Here is a 20,818-nt window from a genome sequence, read left to right as displayed (position 1 = left end):
AGATTTCGCCAGATTTTCCCGCGTCACAACACAAGGATCGATAAGGTCTTCCGCCGATCGAGATGAAGAGGTATTGGAAATCTTTCCAACAACTGTTGACAACCAGCCAGCACATTATGAACATTCGTACACACATCTGCGGAGTGGTTCGCGGGAGTGAATGAAACGTTCATTGCAGGAGAGTTGTCATGTCCGATTCGATGCTGGTTGAGGAAGAAGTTACAGCGGTTGAGGCGATTTCTGTAGAAGCGAGCGCTGAAGAGCCGGCCGAAGTGCGCCTGGAAGAATCCACTGTTGCGGAAGTTGCCGTTTCGCCGCCGGCGAGCGCTGCTCTCGATCAGCGTTCGGCGGTTTTGGCCGCGGTGCAAACTGCTCGCGAGCTACCGCCGGGAGTGCGCGAGCGGTTGCAAACGCTGGTGCAGTCGGCCGTGACGCTCGATGTCGCCGGCGAGCCGCTTCTGGCCACGCGGCAAGTTCTCGATCTGCTCGCGCAGGGGTTGCCGCCGGTGCTGCGGCACGAAGCGGCAGCCGAGATTGTTCGGCCGCATCATCCCGATGGCGATGCGTTCTTCGCGCTGGCGGGCGAAGACCTCAGCGATCAACAAGCCGAGCAGATCGCCCGGCAGCAACTGCAACGGGCCGGCATGTTGCGCTCAGTGTAGTTGGCAACGGTTTTTCAACGTTTGTTTTGTTTCACAGTTCGTTTCCAGGAGAGTTCGCTATGACGCAGTTCACCACAGGCAATGCACCCGGCGTTGGTTCCGCAGTTACCTCGGAGCAGAAGCAGATCACCTGGTCGGGCCGGCATGGCCAGGATCAGGTGGTCACGCAGCGGGCGGTGATTCACAGCAGTACGACCGACAGCGGCAACACGCCGACGACCACGCTGCGGGCCGGCTTGGTCGTTGCCATTCGCGATACCGACAGCAAGGTGACGAAGTATACGCCCGACGCGAACGATGGTTCGCAAATCGCCGTCGGCGTGCTCGATCAACATCAAGACATGCTCGTCGATGGCGTGGCCACGGAGCGGTACACGCAGATGATCGTGCATGGCTTGGTGCGCGAGGGAGAGTTGATCAATCTCGACACGCGGGCCCGGCAGCAGTTGAGCCAGCAGGTCGTGTTCGATCGCAAGCCCTTGTCGCCGGCGCCGATGTTGGCGCCGCGGGGCGTGTATCGCAAGACGACCAGCTACTCGCTGACCCAGGGTGACAACGGCTTGCTCTTTGCCGCGACCGGCGCGGCGACGTTCACGCTGCCGACGAAAGCCAATGGCCTGGCGTTTCGGATCGTGCAACTCGCCGATAGCGATCTGACGATCGCCGGCAGCGGCGATCTGATTCACAAAGGCAACGCCGCCGCCAGCTCGGTCGTGTTCAGCACGACCGGCCAGAAGATCGGCAGTCAGGTGCTTGTGGAATGCATCTACACGGCCAGTTCCACGCTGAAGTGGCTGGTGACGAACCTCGGCGGTACGACCGCGACGGTGTCGTAGGCGGAGGCTGGGAACTGGAGGCTTGGAGCTGGGGAAAACCAGTTCCATCCCGGTTCTCGCTCCGTCCATGAATCGAGCTTTCTGTTCTTTCCCCAGTCTCAAGTCCCTTGTCACTAGTTCTCAGTTCCTAGCCCCCTTTCCCGGAGTTTTCACCATGGGTCTTTCCGTTTCTCAAGTGCTTGCCCCGAAGACGATTGTCAAAGCGGTGCAGCAACTCAATTTGCCGGGCACCACGTTGCAGCGGCTCTTCGGCTGGCATTTCAGCGGCACGAACAAGTTGCAGCAGTCGGGTCGCAACTTTGCCTACGATGTGGTCCAAAACACGCGTCAGATTGCGACTGCCCGTGTGCCGGGCCAGGCTTCGTCGCGGCAGCGGCCACAGCAGATTCAGGCGAGCACCGGCACGTTTCCGCGCTCGGCAGAAACGATCTCGCTGTTCGACGAAGACCTGCTCAATCGTCGCGCCATCGGCGGGCCGAGCGATGAACTCGATTCGCGCGGCGAGACATACGTCACGCGGCAGGAAGCTTATCTCGCGCAGCGGTTCGCCAACCTGATCGAGTTTCAGACGGCGGCCATGTTGCGCGGCAGCTATGCCTATCAGGAAGAAGGAGACGAGCTGCGGCATGGCTTCACGGGTAATGGCGTGCAGATCTCGTTCTCGGTTCCCACCGGTAATACGAGTCAGCTCGACATGCTCGGCGAGGGGGACATCTTGAATGCCGACTGGGCCTCGGCGGGGACCGACATTCCCCAGCACTTGCACCAGATCAATGCTGCCATGGTGCGATTGACGGGGCTGGGGCTCGCGCACGTCGCGCTCACCAGCGTCGGCTGGCAATACCTGGTGAATAACACCAAGGTGCAAGCGCAAGGAGGTTCGGCCAACGTCGTGTTCGATTCGCTGCAGCGGATCGGCGCGGGTGAGTTTTCGGTGGTGCTGCGGGCGATTCCTTGGGTGACGTTTCACGTGATCGATTATGGTCTCGACATCTGGAATGGCTCGAGCCACACGTTTGCCAAGCTGATCGACGATACGCACGCGGCGTTCTTCCCCGAAGGGCTTCAGTGCTGCCCGGATCACTGAAGCATTGCTTTGGTCGAGCAGCCCGCTGTCTCGGTTACTGGTATAGATAACCGCCCAGTCTTCCGGCTTGGCGAGTTCATTGCGGCGAAACCACACGAAGCAGTTGAAGTCCTGCCAGTTGCCCGCCGCTTCACGAGCGGCGTCTTTCAGATCAACTTCACCGAGAGCGACCATTGCTTGTCTCCACTAATGCGACGTGAATCGGACAGATTTCCGACTCCCGTCGGTGTGGTTAGACCAGCATTGCCTCCTCTTCTTCCGCTTCTTGAGCTTCATCCTGCCGACTGAATCCAAGGATGAAATCCGCTGCGGCGCTGGCGGCAGTTGCGGCGGTGAAGATTGCTCGATTGTCGGCACGCAGCACTTCAAGCCATGACTTCAGGTAGGCGGCATTGTCTTGCAGCGGCAAGTTGGGAATGCCAAGCGACGACGATAAGAAAGCAGCCCCCAACTCGGCAACCAATTCTTCAGCCGCATAGGACTGATCACCGAACCGGGCCAACTTGTCGAGACGACTAAGACGGCTTTCATGGCCGCTCCAGTGAACCAATTCATGGAGTGCCGTCGAGTAATAGGCCGCTTCGCTGTCGAATGCGACTTTCGGCGGCAGTTGTACGAAGTCGGAATCGGGAGTGTAGAAAGCCCGATTTCCGATGTGGCGGATGTCAGCGCCCGTCGCAGAGATCGCCTCTTCTGCCGGGCCAAAATCGACAAATTCACGAACGGGTCGAACCGTGCGAAAGCGCTCGAGCTTGTCGCCGCCGCACTGGTCCAAGTTGAAAACAACAAACTGCTTGCAGAAAAACCGGCGTTCTTCTTTGTCCTGGCCAGTCTTCGGGTCCGTGACAGTCTCCGTGACAACTCGCCAAAAGATGATGCGAGTCCCCTTCTCGCCACGTTTGACGTGACCACCGATCCCCTTCCATTGATTGAACGTACCCCAGATCGACGAATCGAAGTTCCGATCCTGAGCCGCAGACCAGAGCAGCAAGATGTTCACGCCACGGTAGCTGCGGCCTGCTACGTTTCGTGGCAGGCCGCAGCCGGCGCTCGCCCAACGTTTGCGCCATTCACCGACGCCGCTTTCGAGTTGCTTGATGATTTGATCGGTGACTTGCTGGTAGAGATCAGACTGAGCGATCATTTGAGCGTCCTTTTGAGTCAGTTGGATTGCCACTGACTTTTGGACGCCCGTCGGCTGCTGGTGATAATCGCCGTTGGTCGGTACGCTGGCGCAATACCCACCGAAGGAAATGAAGCAATGGACCGTGAGAAGTTTGAAGCCGCCGATGCGCTCGTCGATGAGATCGCCGACATCGTTGATGAGATGTTGGCGTCGGAGAAAGCGGAGTTGCTCAAGACGAAGTTGGCAGAACTCAGCAAAGCCGTTGGCAGCGATTTGTCGGTGAGTCTCGACTGTCGGCTCGATGTGTTCGATTCCAAGCGAGAGCGATCATTGCCGCTGCTTTCCACTGGCCTATCGTCACTACGTGGCCAACAGCCGTACCGCACCTGGGGCGATTCGTCGCCGCAAAAATACGTCGTTAACGGTGAGATGATGATCGTTCCCCACGATCACTGCCCGGCCTGCTGGGGTGTCTGGGACTTCAAGATGGATCAGCCCGTTTGCGGTGAGTGCGGAATCAGGCTTGGCGAGCAAGTGAAGATACTACTGGACTCTGACGTTTGCCCGCATTGCGAGAAGGGCAAAGTCGGAGTCGCAAAGCCCAGATGTTCTGAGTGCGGATTCGAGGTGAATCTTCGTTACGTTGTCTGGGGATAGCGGAATTGCCGAGCCGCTTCACGCCGGCGCTCATGGTGCCGGTACGAAGCACGCTTGATCGGCTTGAGGTTGTATCCGATGCCGGTTAGTTCTCTGGACAAACCTGCACAGACTTCGGCTGACGCAGGCGTGGTGTGCTGGATGACGCCGTGATAGTCGGCTCCGCCGTGCTGGCCGATCTGCTCATATGAGTCGCAGTACCATCCGTTGATGTCGGACGGCAGTTCGGGGAAAAGGGCGATGACCGTGCCGGTGTCTCGCCACTTCCGAAAAACGACGACGTGTGATTCGCTGCACATTCCTGAGCCTCACTTTGCTGGTGAGTTTCAGGACGCCCGTCGTCGGCGGATTTCTACCAAATTAAGCGAATGCCTCTCAAATTACGCATCGAGCAGAGGGGCAATTTCAGTTCCTGCCCTCAAGTTCGGCAACAAGCCGTTCGACTTCTTCCTGCGGCGTTGGCTTCGGTTCCTCCTTCGCAGACAGAACAAAGGAGATCGCCATCAGGCACTTTGCTGAGTCCTTTGCACCCATCGGTCGCTTCATCTGACCATGAACTATGGCATGGCGATTCCAATAGTTCTCGTCGGCGACTTTTGCCGTGTTGGATTCGTGCTGGAGCGATCCGAAGTCACTCACGAAAGCGCTATGGTATTCCTTGAGCGCCGGCGCACCCGCTGACGCCATTGCGATCTGGGGGCGCATCTTGCCATTCTTGGGGTTGGCCCTGCCCTTTGTCGTGAAGTCCTTACCCTTGTACATGCACCGGGCCAACTCGTCGATGAGCGGCACGCCGAGATAGGTCGCTTCCTCGTAATTCCCCGAACGATGATGCTGCAAGAACTTGCACAGACGGTTTATGCAGTGTTCTGGGACGCCCTCATCCACCAAAGCGGCCCGGAGTTTGTCCTCGTCGAATACGGGGAGATGTTCCATGACTTTCTGATCAACACGATCCCAGTCATTGTTCTCGATGGCTTCGGCCAGAGTGAAGGTCAGACCGATGGGTTCGGTGCCAGTGAGATACCAGCCACGACTTGGCAACTTATCGCCGACGATCAGATGTCGCTCATGATGACGACGCAGCCGCTCTGCAATCTTGCTGTTGTTGATTCCGATCAAGTCATTGACGAGCGATGAGAGCCGGTTTTCAAAGAACAGGTGTTCAAAGGGAGTGGTAAGACTTGTTGAAATGCCATCGAGCATCGACTTGATGTGATTGAACTGCTCCGTGTAGTTCGCTTGTGCCCCAATTACGAGATCACGCACCCGCTCGAAATCGGTGTGCATCTTCGGGAAGTCTGTCATTTCGATCTTCGGGATTTTCGGCATCTCGAACTGCTTGATCACCGTCAGGTCAGGCACCACAAGCGATGCCAACAGATTCATATCTGGCATCGATTCGGCGAACTTAGGAACGGCGAGTTCCGCCAACATCTTCGCCGCATTCTTCACCTCTTCCGACATCTTGATGGAATTGAAGGCAGCGGTCGCCGCTTGGATTTTCGCAAAGTCGATAGGTTTCAGCATTGCTTGCAGTTCAGCCGCCTGCTTTGCCATCGAACTGTTTTCGCCCTGCGGGTTTGAATCACTCATCTGGACCTCCGTTGGATTCATGTGAAAAATAGTCCGGCATCGACTGATCCAGTGGGAGCCGAAGAGTGTCAGCGTGCAAGTCCCGCCACCGAGGGCCACCTTTGTCATCTTTCTCGAAAAACTGCGTGATTCTCGCAGCGATGGACTTTGGCGGCTCCTTCAAGAAGCTGAAATACGTATCAATCGACTTATCCGTTGGGAGAAAGACGCAGAACATATCATCTTTGGCCCTGACGATAACGCCGAGTGCGAAAACGTCCTTGTTCGTCGAGATGCATGTGATAAATCGCCGGTCAGTAATCGTTCCTTGCAACAGAGTTTTGTCTTGGAGGACAATCGGGGAAATCATCCTCTCGAATTTCATAAAATGGTCAGCGACATCGTCTTCGGTGACGTTCTTCGCAGATTTGAATCTGTCGAAGAACTCACGGAGAATGCTCGCCAAAAACTGCCCAGATGAACGAAACACATGCTCGTAACCGAAAATCTCGAACAGAGTGAGATGTGCCGCTTTAAGCATGGATGCGGTGACCGCAGGACGATAATCTCGCTCGATTATCAAACTGAGTTTCGGGTTCTCTGCAGACTGGAGAACGCTTGGCGGAACCTTGACAACCATCTTGTAGTTGCTGCCATCGGAACCTTCAATCAGGATTGGCGTATGCCCTTCAACCTTGGGAATATCACCTTGAGGAAAATAGTGCGACCATACGGTTCCATCGTATTCGAGCCGAGGGCGGTGTAGCCTTCGCCCATTGGGTTCGAGCCAGAGCCTGAATGGGTCTTTGCCTCTGTCTTCGACGACGGTGATCAAGTCGGCCTCAACGACTGACCCGTAGAAATTATCTACGTCCTTGCGCTGTGGCACCCACTTGCCACATGTCCCAAATGCATCGGCCACGACGTGGCCTCGGCACATTTCAGTCTGTTCGTCTCGCATCAAGATCGGACAGTAAAAATGGTCGAAGGGCTTTCCTGTTGTCGCCTTAAAATCGGCTCGGTATTGCTCGATTCGCAGTTCGAGATCGTTCATATCCCCTCCATGACTTAACAGACTGAGCAAGCCGCAAATATCCGAGGACAATTTGGCGCTGCCCCAACCTTAGCACTCCCTGACCTCTTTCCAAATCCACTTTTGCTGCATGAATCGGGGATGATTGCTGATCCGAGCGGCGATCTTTTCCTGAGGTAAGTCAAGGTGCATTAGCAACAGAATCCTGATAAGCATGATGATCTTATCTCTCGCCCAAATCAGTTCTCCGCCACGCAGCGCCACGGAGCGGTCTTTTTCCGAATAGTGCGTCAGATAGTTCCGAGTTAAGACAATTCCGTTCTTGAACTTAACGAGCGAAACGCAAACGCAGTTCAGCAATTCCGGCGTAAGCGATTCCAGAAGACTTACGATCCGAACTCGTTGAGAGAGTTCGTTTCCGTATTCAATCTTGCTTTCCAGGCTGCTCCGATGAGGCCCGGAAAGCGACTTGGGAATCGCATCGACAAGAGCGGTTTGAACATCGGCGTAGTCTTCTTTCTTCATGTACAGGCCGGGCTGGGTTGCTCGGCTTACGGTTTCCAATGACCTCATCGCAGTCAAGAACCGGCCCTGGTCGGAATCGCCTTCGGAGAACCGAGCGTCAAGAAACAGATGGATGGCGTTTCGCAGCATCTCGGGCGCAGACATCCACTTTTCCAACTTCGATCCGTATCCCTCGCCAAAGTCGGGGAGAACAAATAGCGGAAAGTCCGCTCCAAGAGTCTCACGTTCTGATTCCTCCTTGGTGTAGCCGTTGGGAAACAGAAGCCAGCACGTTGCTTCCTCGCCAATGCTGCATCGGACCCACCTTGGCAGTATCCGCTGATCCATGAAAAGACAGAGCAATCCGCAGAAGTGATACATCTGTTTGACGAACCAATCGATGGTCTGCGGCTGGTTCGGCTGGACATTAACAACTGGCACTCCCCTCATCGAAACCTTTGGCTTGCCGATCTTAGTTTTGAACCATAACTCGGATTCAAATTGCCATTTGGCATCCGTGCATTGGCTCTCGTACAACTGCTTCGGCGGCGCAGTGTGATCCACACCGATGCCGGAAAAGTCGCCTACCTCGTTCGTTCGTTCGTCCCAAGTGATCGTCAGATTCGCAGTGAAGTCATCAAGCCGGTTGCAGTTGAATCGCCAATCGGTGAAACGCTGTTCATCGAACGGTTGACAATGGTGGCCGACAACTCCATAAATCGCCCCGTAGATCGAAATCAGCGCTTCCTGCATGTCGGATGTGCCGCCCTGCGCCCGACACTTCAGCAGGGTGACCCGCTTTCCATCGTTGAGGACACCATAGATCGTATCGAATCGCCGGAAATCTCGACGCCATACGCCTGCTTCGGCCTGAACCGTTTCCTTGCTTTCCAGCGAGCCGTGGATTTTCAGTTTCAGGTCACGCTGCGAAAATAGAATCGTGCCGTACCGCCATTCATCGGGACGGTCAGGCAGCCACCATCGGCCATCAGCCTCGAAATCCTCGTCCAACATGTATCGCATCTTGGTCATCCCCGCCCCCATATTTTCCGGCATCGAACTCACCAGTTAAGAAGGACATCAATAGGCAGTGATAGGTTCGGAGCGAATCAAGTCTATTCCTTCACATGTTTCTTGATCCATCGTGCGGCCTTGTCCGTCTGCCGCTTTCGCTTCGTGATCCCGTCGTGATCAGCGGGAAGCGAAAGGAACTCTCCGTAGTCGTGGAGGCTGGACACATTGAACGAATTGCGTAGCAACCGATACAAGTGCGGATCAATGAACTCTTTGATCATGTAAAGAACGTACTCGCCGCCCTCACCTTGCTGGGCCGCATGAACATATTGGTTGCGGCGCACTCGGAGAGATTCCAGGACTTGCCTGTAATATCGGCGGTGGCCGAAAAACCACGTTGCTCGCTTGATCGTCTGATCGTACTGGTCGGTCCCAGTGATCGTTTCCAATAGGCTCCACAACTTGAGAAAAGCCACGTCGTAATCGACATGATCGAGTGCGGACACGTATCGGACAAGGAGCGATTCCATTTCCGTTTTGAAGGGATGAGTCGCCAGCTTCTTGAGCGCCCAACGCCGCTTCTTTTCGAGCGCTTTCCAATCATCCTTGGGATGAAAAATCTTGGTGTTCTCACCTGTCGCCACTTCAAACCAGTACATGTGAGTCGCCGATGATCCGTCTGCGTTATGCAGAGTATGAAATTGCCCGGAGTGAATCACTCCGACTGGCTTCTGAGTTGAGGGGGAAGACATGAGCGGTATTCGCCACGACCCATGAGTGGCAAATAGCGTCCAGACTCCTCTTAATACGTGCAGAGCCGTCAGCGATGTATCTATGGCTTCGGTCTTTGAACGGCCCTTCGTGGCGACTGTTACGACATGGTATCCACCTGCAAAATCTGACTTCGTGTGCCGGAGATAGTTGTCAAGCGACTCCGGGTGTTTGAACTTTGCTGTATCGTCGCAGGAGCGAATATCGCAGCCATTCACGGTGATGCACTTGGCTGGCAGTTCTCGAATTGACAACGATGATTTCAGAATGAAGTCCTGCGGAGCCTGCCTGAGATGTTCGGCGACAACGCTATTAACTTCCTTCATGATGTCGGGAATTGGAATGTGCTTTCTCTTGCCCGCTTTCTCGATCAAGTTCGACAGAGCCTTCGTGAAAAGCGACCAGGACGTACCCTCATCAAGAACCTGCCCGGCTTCTCCATATATCACAAGTGTGCTGCGGACAGCGGTTTCTAACATCGGCGAACCGACGATTGGCAACCAGACGACTTTCCCTTCGGCGCTAACCGCTGCATTCTCAATTATCTTCTTGATCAACTCCGAAGGTATATGCTTGTGATCGTCTTGCGCCTCGGACGATTCGTCTTTCCCCTTGTAAGGTTTGCCCCACGGTGTCTTCCAAAATGCATATTGCTTGATTGTCACTTGTGTGCCTTTTGAAGTTGCCAGTGAAGTCACCGAAACGCCTGATTCCTGATACACCCGCCAAGGACGCCGTTCGGCGTACTCAGGTTCAATCCGGGTTGAAGAGGCGGCACTTCGGACATACAAACTCGATCTCACGTCCATCCAGGTCGGGTTCCTCGGGTGCAGTTATTGTGATTTGAAATTTCACGTCCGCCTCGTCGATGTTCCAATTGTATCGACTTATTTCGGCGGTCTACCGACAGCAGAGCAGAACGGAGACTTCAAATGTCGCCGCTCGATGCCCAGTCTCCCCGGCCATGCCGGGGAGACTGGGCTGCAAAGCGAATCAGACTCCAGCCCGCCGCATTTCTTCCTCGGCGGCGAGGATCGCTCGTTCACGGCTGCGGGTTGTCACAGGCGGCGGAACTACGATGGGTTCCTCAGCGGATAAACGGTCAAAAAACCGCTGAAGAGCCTCTTTGCTGGTGCAAAGGGTGCCACCGAGTTTGATCGTCTCCAGCTTCACCCAGAGGCCATCCTTGCATCGACAACCCCGAAGCGCCCAACGATAGATCGTGGCATAGTTCAACTTCTTGCCGGGAACTCGGCTTGGGAGAATCTTCGTTGCCTCCTTCAGGCTGACAACCTTCTCCGTGAAGACATCAATCGCCATAAGACCGCTCCTTGTGAAACGCAGGAACTGTGCCACCGACGTGGCGGCAATCATTTCATCTAGGAGCGCAACGGTCAGTAATGCAACTGTTCCGCCGCCTCGGCCAACCGACTCATGGCCGAGGTTTTTAGCAAGGCTGAATGGCTCATCAGTGGGTGGAGCTTCACGCCCATGAGGGCGATCCCTTTACGGAAGATGACCGACCTGCTGCATTCCGAAACTAGATGTCGGAAGTTCCGACATTCAAATGAGCCTGTCTTCGGGTGCAATGGCCGCCGATCACTTTACTTTCGTCGGCAGCCTCACTTGCCGCACCGTTTGCTCCGTGACGTTGACGTATGCTTCGTCGTATTCTCCGAGACGACCAAAGAGCCAAGCGTGGAGCGCATTGAGCATTAGGCTCGCAACGGCGATGTTTGTGATCATGAATTGCCGCTCCGAGCCGCTATCGCTCGGTGCTGCCAAGTCGGCGTGGAAGTCGTTGACGAACGGCAGCGTGATGTTCTCTCCATTCCGGCGCATGAAAACGTAGATGGCTCCGTTGTCGCCACCGCAGCCACATCGAATTGCCGTGATATTCTGAAGCGTGCCGCAATGGTCAGAGACGACCCGTGCAGTGGATCGGCTCTGGTCGCAGCAGAAAACCAGTGCGTCTTCGGAAAAGAGTCCCGGCGCTGACTTTGGTGTCACCGCTGCTTGGCGAGAAGCAATCTTGATTTCCCCAAACTCCCTCCGACACTTGTCAGCCAAGGCATCGACGCCGTGCGAGGCGACGAGAGTGAGCAAGGGATGATTGAATTGATAGGGTTCCTGGCCGCTCGTAAGCAATTGGCAAATCTGAGGAACAAGGATCGCACCAACGTGTTCAGTGCCGATCACGACGATTTGAATCCGTCCGCTGGTTTCTCGGCGTTTTCGTTTGGACATGGCTTACAACTCAACTTCAGAACCGCAGAAGGTTTCCGCTCGACTCCGTTGGCCGAGCGGGCAATTTACGCCCGACAGTCGATCCTTCGTGGTCCAATGTCGTTTTCGGGAGAAGATAACCGAACAAACCTGAGGGAGAGCGACTATGAAAACGATTCAGTTGCAACTTTCGGTAACAATTGGTGACGACGCAGCCAGAATTCTTGCTGAGATTTTTGGGCCTGCAATCAAACAGGCACAGACGCCGACCAGCAGCGATGTAGACGAGAGACGGGAGGCCCGTGTTCGAGCATCCCAGAACGCCCTCTTTGCCGGGCAGAAGCCACCGGAAGACCAAGGATTGTTGATCGACTCCCGTGAAGCGGCCAAACTTCTCAAGGTGTCGCCGAGAAAACTCTGGGCAATGCAAAACGATGGGCGGATGCCTGCGCCGATCAGAATTGGAAAAGCGGTACGATGGAGCTACGAAGCACTGAAGAAATGGGTTGAGCAAGGCTGCCCCAACAGCGCAACTTCGATAAACGAGTAACCACTATGCCACTTGATGCCAACAGCGAGAAAGTATTTCGAGATTATGAGACAAGCGTGCTCGACAAGCATCATCAGCAGTTGCCACTGTGGAAACGACCCGCCACTCAAGCACTGTTTTCCCTACTCGCACAATTCGACTGCACTGCTATCCTTGCTCTGTTCATGCCCGGCGGGGCTTACATGGGCGCAGTACAGGGATTTAAGTCCATCGAAGAAGGGCTTTCGCAGGCAATTAAGTGGTTTCATGACGGCAGTGCGACTGATGTTTCGACGGCCATTGACGAAAAAGTGTTCGATGAAGCAGGGAGTTTCGGCCAGTTTGCCGGGAACTACGTGAACATCGCCGATTTTCACAAGATGTATGGTCAAAAGCAGATGGACGTGAGCGTAGATGAAAGCGCTCGTATTATTACATTTTCGTCTCCACCAGGGAATCCAGGTCGCACTCCGATCAGCGGAATGGCTGAGCAGACTCACCGCTTAGCAGCAATCCCCGCCCTCAATGACCCTGCATCAATTGAGCAAACACGACAAAGTGCTTTTAAGGTTCTCGATTCGGCAGCAGTTCACACAGTCGAAGGTCGAGTAGTTCTCGATAATCTCAGCATTGTCAATGATCCCGCCATTGCTAAGCTTTTGGATGTGGTGTTCCCGAAGGAGGCAGTGCTGCTCGACGGGAATTGCGATCTCGTTGGATTCTCTCTTTCGGAGTTTACGACGTTTTTTGAGGCTCTCCGACGTTGGAGTCTTTGCGCCACCTTCACATTCATGAAAGAGGTCACAAGCGGCAAGAAGCAGTTGGAGTGCATTCCTACGCAGGCTGTGAACGTGGACCATTTTCGAGACACGATGATAGCAATTACTGGACTAACCGAAGAGAAGGTAAATGCCATTACACAGAGGCTGGTGCTTGACGCACGAACTAACAGCCCCGACATATTTCAGCAACCGTTGCTGATGGGGCCGACGTTAGTGGCGTGGAGCACGATGGTTGTGCTCAACTCCAGATACATACGCAATATGCTCAAGCTAATGAGCCGGACCGCTGCAACCAGAGATCACACAGCAACGCTTATCGGCAGCCAGGAACCGAAGATGTTGCTCGAAATCGGGCAGCATCTTTCGAGAAAGGGTGGCACTCAATATAAGCTCACTACGACAATTAAAGTCGGTAATGAAGAGGCAGAAATTGACTTGCTGGGATTCAACACAAAGTTCCCCGAAGAAGTGCTTGTACTCGAAGGCAAGGCGGTACTCGGCGTTGACGAAATTGGAGAGGTAGCGTCAGCGACCAAGGAAATGCAGAAGGGCCAACGGCAACTTGCACGATCCATTGAACTCTTGCAGAAGCTAAGTCTTGAAGAACGGCAGGCCACGTTCAAGTACGTTCAATGGAAAAACGTAAAGACGATCAAAGGAGTGGTGGTGGCATTGGACGCAGAGCCAAATGACCTTTACGACCACTCGAACTATCCCGGCATTTCCCTTCAAGCAATCAAGACACGATTGCGTGACAACCATTTTGCATCGCCCGTGAAGTTCTGGGCTGCGTGTCGTGATCGAAAGTGGCTGGACCCACTCGATAAGTACAAGGAGAAGCATGTGCCAGTGAAGGTCGGAAACGTCACCTATCGACTTCCGGCCTTGGAAGAACCAGATGATGTTTCGGAGGCACGGCACAAGAAAATGATGGCGGAAATGCTGGGCATGATGAATAGCTTTGGACAAAAGAAGCCGAAGCATCGTCGGTGAGACAACAAGTCACGCCCATGAACGCAGTGGTCAATAATTCAGCCGTTCCGCCATATCCGCTAACTGATCTGCCGACCGCTTCGTGTACCGGGCCGTCGTGTTCAACGACTCATGGCCGAGGATTTGAGCAAGGCTGACGAGATCGTTCTGCGAATTGGCCAGGAACTGGTGCGCCATCGTGTGCCTCAGCAGGTGCGGGTGGAGCTTCACCCCAATCAAAGCACTGTACTTGTCGCACAGTGCCCGCACCCCTCGATCTGTAAGTGGTCCTCGCTCTCCGACGAACACCTTGTCCGACTGGACAGGTGGTCGAGTTTCAAGGTACGCCTGCAATGCTCGCCGTGCAGGAAGCGGGAGCGGCACCGACCGCTGCTTCCCACCTTTGCCGTGGCGGAAGAGGACCGAGCCGCTGCGTTCGTTGACCAGAATGTCGGAAAGTTCGAGATTGACTAGATCACCCACTCGACATCCAGTGTAGAGCATCGTGCTGAAGATCGCATTTGCCCGCACGTCCTGGCGCAGTTCGATCTCACGAAGTAGCCGGCGCACGGCACTACGATCCAATCCCTTTGGCGACAGTTGCTGCCGGCGCAGTTCCTTCACCGGCTTGGCAGGGTTCGACTTGGCATGGCCGTTCTCGGTCAGCCATCGAAAGAAACGGCGGATAGTGACGAGGCAGCGATTGACGGTGGCGACGGCCTGCTGCTTGTCACGGCGCAGATGCTCTTTGAAGTCCGTCACGTCCCTCGTCGTCACTCGACCGATCACGAAGGGTTCTTTGTTCGAGGTGCTGAACCACGCAGCAAACTTTCGCACGTCCTGGGACATCGCTTGCCGACTGTTGGCGGCGAGATCGAGAGATCCGAGGAACTGACCGAACAGCGCTGCCTCGTCCGGCCCGGTCGGGACGCCGCTGAAAACATTATCGCTCCAATTCTCACGGCCTTCCTGACGGAAAGTAGACATGAATTTGACACCTTTCACCGCTAACTGGGCTGATATTGACTATTATCGACCGAGATTATCGGTCGAGTTCTGGCGCTGAATTTGGACGAAAACGGAACGGATTACCTCGGCCTCATCGACGCCTGCGATCCCCGAAGGGAACAATTTGGCGACCGCCGCACTGACCTGTTGATCGGTCACGCCGACGAGGCCAAGACCTTTCATCGCATCGACGATGGCGGTGTACTTGTTCTTTTCTTTTGCCTGCGGCTTGGACTCCCGTCGTTTGGGCATCGTGGGCGCTCCTCCTCGTCGTGCATAAAACAAGATCGGCTTGCCATCGACGCCGCAGTTTCGCCGGCGCACTTCAAGACAGATTTTCTGCGCATCTTCGACGTAATATGGACGGTCAGTTTCCGGGTCACGATCCGGCGCTGGGAACGCCGACCCGATCAATTGGTAAAACCTCGCTCGTGACAATCCGACCATGCGAGCCATTTCAGCAACGGTCACGATGGCCTTCGTTTGGGTTTGCATTTGGGCGCTCATACGACACTCCTGCTACGAAAATTAGACGGCTTGTTGACACGAGTTCGACAGAAACTCTCGCCCGTCGGCGGTCAACTCACGCAGCCCGCTCTTGTCCTTCGTGATCAACCCTGACCGAATCAGAAACGGTTCAATCACGGCGCTCGCCGTGGTCACTCACGAGGCGAAGGAGTTGCTCAAGACTTGCCCGGCGCTGTGCATCATCATCCGCACGCTGGGCGGCGATTTGCGAAACGGGATGGCCCTGCCGCCACTAACAGAACCCGAAGCAGCTCCGGCCTCCGGCTGTGCCAACGCATGGCTACGTCATACGAATCCACGAAATAAATCGTGCATGGCGTCTGCCGGAGGCACCGAGCCTTCATCCGTCGGTTGAGTTGTCGCTTGCTCAAACCGGTCAGCTTCGTCACGTTCATCAAACTGGTTCCTTTCGATGCGATTTCTTGGCCTGGACTGCCCAGGTTTCAGAATTTCATGACACCCGTCGGAAACTCTGGATAACCTGGGAAAGAGATCGACGATTTCCCTTGCGTTGCGAATCGCTGCCATAAGGCGACAAACGTGCAGAAGACTCACGCAGAAATGAGCGGAAGAAGGGCCGAGGTCCAGCCTTGTCGACACCGAAAAGAAGGCGGTATCGAGAGTTAGGTCGTCGCTTTCGGAGCACGACCCATTAAGAGCCCTAGACCAATGAAGACTGAGGAAGACGCTGCCGGGCCAAGGCGAGGTAGTACGGAGAGAGTTCAATCCCAATGCCGTGACGGTAGTTTTCTGCGGCGGCGATCAAGCTCGTCCCGATCCCGGCAAATGGATCAAGAACCATGCCGCCTGGAGGGCATCCAAGCGTCACGCAGTGCCGTGCCAATTCAATTGGCATCGGGGCCGGGTGACCGCCAACTTCGTGGCGGACAGGCGGAAATCGCCAGACCGTACCTCGAATGGGCGCATGGTGCCGAGCCAGCCCCCAGTTCTGTGTATCTGCAAAATCGACCCGCAGTGAATCCATGTCGAAATAGTGCGGCACGTTGAGCGCAAAAACCAACATCGTTTCGTGTGTCGGGGACAGTCTGCCTTCGTGTCGATATGGTGCCGGATTCGACTTTTCAACGATGATTTCGCCCCTCAATTTCCAGCCCCGGCTTGTGAGCGCCAAAGCCAGTCGTTGCGGAACGAGCAACGACTGGCCATCACGAAACGTATCACCGATGTTGATCCAGAGCGTGCCGGTTCGCCGCAGGATGCGGCGAACCTCGTCGAAGACCTTCGCAAGTTTGGCGATGTACTGTTCGACGCTTTGCTATTGGCCGATCTGCTGCTCGGCGCAGACATCCATCTGCAAAAAATACGGCGGAGAGGTGACGCAGCAATCCACGGAATCATCGCCCAACTTTCGCAGTTGCTGCTCGGCATCACCGCAGTGAAGGGACACTTGCGGCTGGAAGTCATCAGGAACGTCCGCCTTAGGAATCTGCCTGCCTTGCCGCAACTTCCCGTCTAGCCCAACCCTCCTGCTTAATTGGGGCAATGCCCCAGTTGAAACCAGCTCCTGCACTCGACGCCCAACCCGCTTGTGATCCGCTTTGATCCAACCAGGGAGCATCGAAGCAATCGCTCGGTGGGACGTTGGCGAGTGAGGGTCGAGATAAGCGGCCCGAATCGCAGCGTCGATCACGGCGTCTTGCTGGTCTTTCGACGTGAGCGGGCACTCATTGCATTGCGGCTTCATGGCTCCCTCAATGGGTTGTAGTAACGAATTGCTTACCATATTTTGGCACTTGGAAGTTACACTATTCGGATATCTGACGGTTTCACCCAATGCTAAAATCGCCTCGCTTTGATACATGGAGATGTTGGTCGTATGATTATTGCCTGACAGCATCTCTTTAGCTGCCTGCGCCAAGTTGTAGGACAGGCGGGGCGGGACGGCATTTCCGACTACCCGATAATTACTACAAACACTTCGGCCATCAAACACAAAGTCATCTGGGAACGATTGAATCCTGGCAACTTCCCGCACGGAGAACGAACGATCATACATCGGATGCCAAATAGCGCTCGTTTCTGGTAGTGCTTTTGCCTTAATTGTTGTTGAGATGTCGCTCATCGCATGCCGGCGAAAGAAACGAGGGCTTCTGTACTTGTTCTTGTCGTCCCTGATCTTTTGAAACCGTTTCGGTAATTGGTCATAGGGAATGTCGTCCCAGCAGCCCCCAGGAGGCACGTAGCGAAGCAAAGTCAAATACCGATCACATATCTTCTGAATCTCCTGGCTGTTCGGTGTAGCCTCTTGGATGCCCTCTAAAGCGGATTGTATGGTTAGGCCACATTCCTCAGCAATCGGCTGGGGGAAAATGAATGGCTTCCTGCATGCTGTGATGATTACTCGCCGACGTTTCTGAGGAACGCCATACATGGTTGCATCGATCAATGAGATGTAAACATGTTCGTAACCCAGTCCAACAAGATCGTCGCATATGTCCTCAATGATGTACTTGCGCTCGATGCCCTGGGATTTGAGAACTCCCCGCACGTTCTCAAAGAAAACAACCTGTGGCTGGAATTTGCCAATATAGTCAAAGCAGGTTTGGTAGAGTCGGCCTCGTGAGTCATCGCCAGATAATCTATTGCCAGTAGTCGAAAAGGGCTGACAGGGAAAGCCCGCTAAGAGCACATGGACTGGTTGCTTCAAGGTTGGGATCGGAATCTTGGTAATGTCGCCCTCCACCAAATGAAGATCACCAAAATTGCGCCGATAAGTACGACAAGCATCTTTGTCGTAATCATTGGCCCAGATGATGTCGAAGCCGGATTGCTTAAAGCCAAGGTCGAAGCCCCCTCCGCCACAGAACATGCTAAGTACGTTAAATGCCATCAGGAAATCATCGCCCAAGCCCTCGCCGATGGCAATGCCCAAAAAAAAGGGGGAAGTAGCGCATGTAAAACCGCTGCCGTGCGAAACGGCCGGGGCTGTCAGTTTGCTCAGGGGAATTGTCGAATGATGCTCAGGAAGGGAGTTGCCGCATCGGCTCAGCGAATACTCTTAGCGGGTCGATTCCGAGAGCAGTTTTCTGGTCAGTCATTGGCAGGGCATCCATTGCTCGTGAATAGGTAGCTCGCCGCCCAACACGTTTATGATCGGCTTTGATCCACGCAGGGAGCATTGAAGCAATCGCTCGATGCGACGTTGGGGAATGAGGACCAAGGTAAGCGGCCCGGAGCGTGGCTTCGATCACGGCGTCTTGCTGGTCTTTCGATGTGAGGGGGCACGTTTCGCATTGCGCTTCATGGCACGTCCTTGCGTTTGTTATTCTCTCCGCTGATCATCTCTAAAACCCTCGGCCGTTGGGAGAGGAACTGCTGCTCTAGCGTTCACTGGGTGGCATGGTCGGATCACTCGGAGATTAACCGATAACTGAGCCGCCGTCGTTTATACCGACTTTGACCTTGGCGTGGCAGGATCGAGCTAATCAGTGCCAGGGATTGTTTTAGGCGATAAACAGACCGCCGAGACTCTACTAGTGGGCGTTTACGCCCTAATGAAGGAAGCAGGCTATCCGAGGCTGGAAAATATCGGAGAGTTCTCGTCGGACATCGCCAAAGACAACTCGTTGTGGGATACAAAGAGCGATTGGATCGGCAAAAAGTACCGGCGGTCGTTCACTGTTGAGTAATGCCACCGCATGAAAAACCCCACTCCCTGCAACGCAGGGAGTGGGGTTGGTATCGGACTAGCGCCAAGCAGCGCCCGATAATTCCTCGGGCGTCATAGCGCTTTCAACATCAACGACGGGATTACCAGTTCCCTTCGGCCTGACGGCCATCAGCTTTACGCCCTTTCGTCCGCCTTCAACGACAATTCGCAACGTGAAGCCTCGTTCAGCAACGTAGAGGATTCCTTTTCTAACTGATTCCCTACGCTTGTCGTTCAGCAATAGGCCCGAAAGTGCAATTTCTGCGAGCGTTTCGACTGGCATAATATCCTGATGTGTAATCTCTCTATGTAATATTCCGTCGATCAATTCGATATCGAGGATTCCGATACTGTGACGCCAAAACGGTGCGGTGGTCATCGTGATTTTACGGATAACCGTTGCTAGGTGGGTGCGAAGTTGAAGCCGCAATCGCTTCCGTTCGTCGCCCTTCGCCTTGCGCATCTTGTCGATTACATCGTGAGCATTGACCGCCGAATGGCGGAGCGCCGATTCTTCATTGAAGTCTGCTTTCAGTTGTTGCCGTTCAGCTTCTAGTTTTGCGAGTGTATCCATCAGCGGCCCGAGCGTTGCCGGATCATCCATTTCAATTCGTTGCTGCAAGATCGCAATACGCTGCTCGACCGTTCCGAGCCTGCCACGGTTCGCATGAGCCTCGTGCGGCAGCAACTGTTCAAGGTCTAGTCCTTCAATGAATCGAAGGACGGCTTTCTCAACTTCGTCATAATCGACTGAGAGCGACTTCTTGACCTTATTGCGAGCAGCCATAGTTTGCAGCCTTGCCGGTTTGTTTGCTGCTTTCTTACCGACAATCCACTTCGAGCCGCTTTCAGGATCAATCATCAGTCCGCCAAACAAGTTGATGGTGTTACCTTGCTTTGTGTTGTTGTTCTTTCGTCGATTCGCAAGAGCGGACTGCGCCCGAGCGAATGTATCGAGGTCGCAGATCGCAGGGTAGTAATCTTCTAATGGCGGGCCGACTGGCTGCTGCTTACCATCTGTCCATACGCAAGGTTGCAACTCACCAATGATACGGCGGTCACGCATTAGGAGTTGAACATAGGCGAGCGACCATCGAGCTTTGCCGGTTGATGGGTTCGGCACTTGAGCATCGTGAAGATATTGCAGGATTGCGGGAGCGCCGTTTCCGTCGGCGGACATTCTGATGATTGTCCGAACTGACTCCGCCTTTCGCTCGTCCTTCTTCCACCCGCCCGCAATCGGGATGAGCCACGCAGGACCTCGTGTTGTCATCGGGGCGTTCGCAGCATTCATTCGCTTTGCAGTCCATGCGTCACGAACCCGCATTGACTTCATATTGCTTTCTTCATTTGCTCGAACAAACACCAGAATCATTTCGATCAGGGAGAACGGATCGTCGAGAGATTTCTCATCGTAGGAGCGTTCAGGGTCAAGCGTGGCAATCGTAACGCCTGCTTCAATAATTTCTTCCATGATTCGCAGCGCCTTCCGAGCAGAGGCCCTGCTGATGCGATCTAGGGATTCGACGACCAGCACCGAGCCTCGTTTGATTGGGCTACTCGTTTTTTTCACTGCCGTTAGAAATGCTCCGAGCGCTCCCTCGTGAAAGTTCTTGCCCTTCCAGCTACTTACGCCGAGGTCTTGATAACTTTTTGGGGACAGCTTCAAATTGTGCCGCTCACAGAATCGGGCGGCTGCCTCAGCTTGCCGTTTCTGGCTTCTGCCGAGTTCCTGCTTCTTGGCGCTGAATCGGACGTAACTGTACGCATCTCCGCTCATTTTCGCACTCTCTTTCGTCAGGGATGAATCCTACACAAGAGAGATATTTTTTGGTACC

At 54.5% G+C, this 20,818-nt stretch carries 20 protein-coding genes and 1 pseudogene; 7 read left to right on the top strand and 14 right to left on the bottom strand.

Features of this window, described 5'->3' with window-relative positions:
• Positions 1-188: 188 nt before the first annotated feature.
• From M9Q49_RS29070 to M9Q49_RS29060, 3 genes are all read left to right on the top strand, one after another.
• Positions 189-662: a hypothetical protein gene (locus tag M9Q49_RS29070; RefSeq protein ID WP_254512810.1), complete on the top strand. Its 474-nt coding sequence runs from the start codon at positions 189-191 to the stop codon at positions 660-662.
• Between the two features lie 59 nt (positions 663-721).
• Positions 722-1,498, top strand: a complete 777-nt coding sequence (locus M9Q49_RS29065; RefSeq protein WP_254512809.1) for a head decoration protein — start codon at positions 722-724, stop codon at positions 1,496-1,498.
• Positions 1,499-1,652: 154 nt separating this feature from the next.
• Positions 1,653-2,585, top strand: a complete 933-nt coding sequence (locus M9Q49_RS29060) for a major capsid protein (RefSeq protein ID WP_254512808.1) — start codon at positions 1,653-1,655, stop codon at positions 2,583-2,585.
• A gap of 232 nt (positions 2,586-2,817) precedes the next feature.
• Here the strand turns inward: M9Q49_RS29060 and M9Q49_RS29055 are convergent, their stop codons facing one another.
• On the bottom strand, positions 2,818-3,729 hold the full coding sequence (locus M9Q49_RS29055) for an ArdC family protein (RefSeq protein WP_254512807.1): 912 nt from the start codon (positions 3,727-3,729) through the stop codon (positions 2,818-2,820).
• 117 nt (positions 3,730-3,846) lie between these two features.
• Here M9Q49_RS29055 and M9Q49_RS29050 point away from each other — a divergent pair, with 117 nt between their 5' ends.
• Entirely contained in the window at positions 3,847-4,368 is a 522-nt protein-coding gene (locus tag M9Q49_RS29050; RefSeq protein WP_254512806.1) for a hypothetical protein, read from the top strand.
• On the opposite strand, the gene M9Q49_RS29045 is transcribed toward M9Q49_RS29050, so the two are convergent.
• From M9Q49_RS29045 to M9Q49_RS29015, 7 genes are all read right to left on the bottom strand, one after another.
• Positions 4,350-4,667 carry a hypothetical protein gene (locus M9Q49_RS29045; RefSeq protein WP_254512805.1) on the bottom strand — a complete coding sequence of 106 codons (318 nt, stop codon included), beginning with the start codon at positions 4,665-4,667 and terminating at the stop codon, positions 4,350-4,352. The two genes, M9Q49_RS29050 and M9Q49_RS29045, sit on opposite strands and share 19 nt — an antisense overlap.
• Positions 4,668-4,773: 106 nt before the next feature.
• Entirely contained in the window at positions 4,774-5,964 is a 1,191-nt protein-coding gene (locus tag M9Q49_RS29040) for a hypothetical protein (RefSeq protein WP_254512804.1), read from the bottom strand.
• Positions 5,957-6,997: a hypothetical protein gene (locus M9Q49_RS29035; RefSeq protein WP_254512803.1), complete on the bottom strand. Its 1,041-nt coding sequence runs from the start codon at positions 6,995-6,997 to the stop codon at positions 5,957-5,959. The genes M9Q49_RS29040 and M9Q49_RS29035 overlap by 8 nt, the downstream gene beginning before the upstream one ends.
• 69 nt (positions 6,998-7,066) lie before the next feature.
• The gene (locus tag M9Q49_RS29030) at positions 7,067-8,536 is read right to left on the bottom strand and encodes an ApeA N-terminal domain 1-containing protein (RefSeq protein ID WP_254512802.1); all 1,470 of its coding nucleotides are present in this window, start codon (positions 8,534-8,536) and stop codon (positions 7,067-7,069) included.
• 59 nt (positions 8,537-8,595) lie between these two features.
• A complete protein-coding gene (locus M9Q49_RS29025; RefSeq protein ID WP_254512801.1) occupies positions 8,596-9,930 on the bottom strand; it encodes a hypothetical protein in 1,335 nt (444 codons plus the stop codon).
• 328 nt (positions 9,931-10,258) lie between these two features.
• Positions 10,259-10,585 carry a DUF1580 domain-containing protein gene (locus M9Q49_RS29020; protein ID WP_254512800.1) on the bottom strand — a complete coding sequence of 109 codons (327 nt, stop codon included), beginning with the start codon at positions 10,583-10,585 and terminating at the stop codon, positions 10,259-10,261.
• A gap of 279 nt (positions 10,586-10,864) precedes the next feature.
• Complete coding sequence (locus M9Q49_RS29015; RefSeq protein WP_254512799.1) at positions 10,865-11,464, bottom strand: hypothetical protein; 600 nt, start codon at positions 11,462-11,464, stop codon at positions 10,865-10,867.
• A gap of 193 nt (positions 11,465-11,657) precedes the next feature.
• Between M9Q49_RS29015 and M9Q49_RS29010 the strand changes: the two genes are divergently transcribed.
• Both M9Q49_RS29010 and M9Q49_RS29005 read left to right on the top strand, forming a co-directional pair.
• A complete protein-coding gene (locus M9Q49_RS29010) occupies positions 11,658-12,041 on the top strand; it encodes a helix-turn-helix transcriptional regulator (protein WP_254512798.1) in 384 nt (127 codons plus the stop codon).
• Between the two features lie 5 nt (positions 12,042-12,046).
• Positions 12,047-13,795 (top strand): hypothetical protein, encoded by a 1,749-nt coding sequence (locus M9Q49_RS29005; RefSeq protein ID WP_254512797.1) that lies wholly within the window; start codon positions 12,047-12,049, stop codon positions 13,793-13,795.
• Between the two features lie 30 nt (positions 13,796-13,825).
• Here M9Q49_RS29005 and M9Q49_RS29000 read toward each other — a convergent pair whose 3' ends face one another.
• Genes M9Q49_RS29000 through M9Q49_RS36240 form a run of 3 tightly spaced genes read right to left on the bottom strand, consistent with a single transcriptional unit; the run spans position 13,826 to position 15,427 of the window.
• The gene (locus M9Q49_RS29000) at positions 13,826-14,761 is read right to left on the bottom strand and encodes a tyrosine-type recombinase/integrase (RefSeq protein WP_254512796.1); all 936 of its coding nucleotides are present in this window, start codon (positions 14,759-14,761) and stop codon (positions 13,826-13,828) included.
• A 42-nt stretch (positions 14,762-14,803) separates the two neighbouring features.
• Positions 14,804-15,289, bottom strand: coding sequence for a helix-turn-helix transcriptional regulator (locus M9Q49_RS28995; RefSeq protein WP_254512795.1), 486 nt, complete (start codon positions 15,287-15,289; stop codon positions 14,804-14,806).
• 21 nt (positions 15,290-15,310) lie between these two features.
• Complete coding sequence (locus tag M9Q49_RS36240; RefSeq protein ID WP_390845208.1) at positions 15,311-15,427, bottom strand: Holliday junction DNA helicase RuvB C-terminal domain-containing protein; 117 nt, start codon at positions 15,425-15,427, stop codon at positions 15,311-15,313.
• Between M9Q49_RS36240 and M9Q49_RS28990 the strand changes: the two genes are divergently transcribed.
• Positions 15,381-15,665 (top strand): hypothetical protein, encoded by a 285-nt coding sequence (locus M9Q49_RS28990; RefSeq protein ID WP_254512794.1) that lies wholly within the window; start codon positions 15,381-15,383, stop codon positions 15,663-15,665. The genes M9Q49_RS36240 and M9Q49_RS28990 overlap by 47 nt on opposite strands.
• Before the next feature lie 306 nt (positions 15,666-15,971).
• On the opposite strand, the pseudogene M9Q49_RS28985 reads toward M9Q49_RS28990, so the two are convergent.
• From M9Q49_RS28985 to M9Q49_RS28975, 3 genes and pseudogenes are all read right to left on the bottom strand, one after another.
• Positions 15,972-16,574: pseudogene (locus M9Q49_RS28985) on the bottom strand (DNA-methyltransferase); the annotation flags it as partial.
• Between the two features lie 12 nt (positions 16,575-16,586).
• Complete coding sequence (gene dcm / locus M9Q49_RS28980) at positions 16,587-18,203, bottom strand: DNA cytosine methyltransferase (RefSeq protein WP_254512793.1); 1,617 nt, start codon at positions 18,201-18,203, stop codon at positions 16,587-16,589.
• A gap of 814 nt (positions 18,204-19,017) precedes the next feature.
• Positions 19,018-20,760 carry a recombinase family protein gene (locus M9Q49_RS28975; RefSeq protein ID WP_254512792.1) on the bottom strand — a complete coding sequence of 581 codons (1,743 nt, stop codon included), beginning with the start codon at positions 20,758-20,760 and terminating at the stop codon, positions 19,018-19,020.
• Between the last annotated feature and the right edge of the window lie 58 nt (positions 20,761-20,818).

The organism is Anatilimnocola floriformis, assembly GCF_024256385.1.
Lineage (GTDB): Bacteria > Planctomycetota > Planctomycetia > Pirellulales > Pirellulaceae > Anatilimnocola > Anatilimnocola floriformis.
The sequence above is the reverse complement of the archived record's forward strand: the minus strand, read 5'-3'. Positions and strand labels throughout refer to the sequence as shown.

Bases quoted from the DNA above. Each gene is read 5' to 3' on its own strand.
- M9Q49_RS29070 (WP_254512810.1), top strand. From the start codon at position 189: ATGTCCGATTCGATGCTGGTTGAGGAAGAAGTTACAGCGGTTGAGGCG.
- M9Q49_RS29065 (WP_254512809.1), top strand. From the start codon at position 722: ATGACGCAGTTCACCACAGGCAATGCACCCGGCGTTGGTTCCGCAGTT.
- M9Q49_RS29060 (WP_254512808.1), top strand. From the start codon at position 1,653: ATGGGTCTTTCCGTTTCTCAAGTGCTTGCCCCGAAGACGATTGTCAAA.
- M9Q49_RS29055 (WP_254512807.1), bottom strand. From the start codon at position 3,729: ATGATCGCTCAGTCTGATCTCTACCAGCAAGTCACCGATCAAATCATC.
- M9Q49_RS29050 (WP_254512806.1), top strand. From the start codon at position 3,847: ATGGACCGTGAGAAGTTTGAAGCCGCCGATGCGCTCGTCGATGAGATC.
- M9Q49_RS29045 (WP_254512805.1), bottom strand. From the start codon at position 4,667: ATGTGCAGCGAATCACACGTCGTCGTTTTTCGGAAGTGGCGAGACACC.
- M9Q49_RS29040 (WP_254512804.1), bottom strand. From the start codon at position 5,964: ATGAGTGATTCAAACCCGCAGGGCGAAAACAGTTCGATGGCAAAGCAG.
- M9Q49_RS29035 (WP_254512803.1), bottom strand. From the start codon at position 6,997: ATGAACGATCTCGAACTGCGAATCGAGCAATACCGAGCCGATTTTAAG.
- M9Q49_RS29030 (WP_254512802.1), bottom strand. From the start codon at position 8,536: ATGCCGGAAAATATGGGGGCGGGGATGACCAAGATGCGATACATGTTG.
- M9Q49_RS29020 (WP_254512800.1), bottom strand. From the start codon at position 10,585: ATGGCGATTGATGTCTTCACGGAGAAGGTTGTCAGCCTGAAGGAGGCA.
- M9Q49_RS29010 (WP_254512798.1), top strand. From the start codon at position 11,658: ATGAAAACGATTCAGTTGCAACTTTCGGTAACAATTGGTGACGACGCA.
- M9Q49_RS29005 (WP_254512797.1), top strand. From the start codon at position 12,047: ATGCCACTTGATGCCAACAGCGAGAAAGTATTTCGAGATTATGAGACA.
- M9Q49_RS29000 (WP_254512796.1), bottom strand. From the start codon at position 14,761: ATGTCTACTTTCCGTCAGGAAGGCCGTGAGAATTGGAGCGATAATGTT.
- M9Q49_RS28995 (WP_254512795.1), bottom strand. From the start codon at position 15,289: ATGAGCGCCCAAATGCAAACCCAAACGAAGGCCATCGTGACCGTTGCT.
- M9Q49_RS28975 (WP_254512792.1), bottom strand. From the start codon at position 20,760: ATGAGCGGAGATGCGTACAGTTACGTCCGATTCAGCGCCAAGAAGCAG.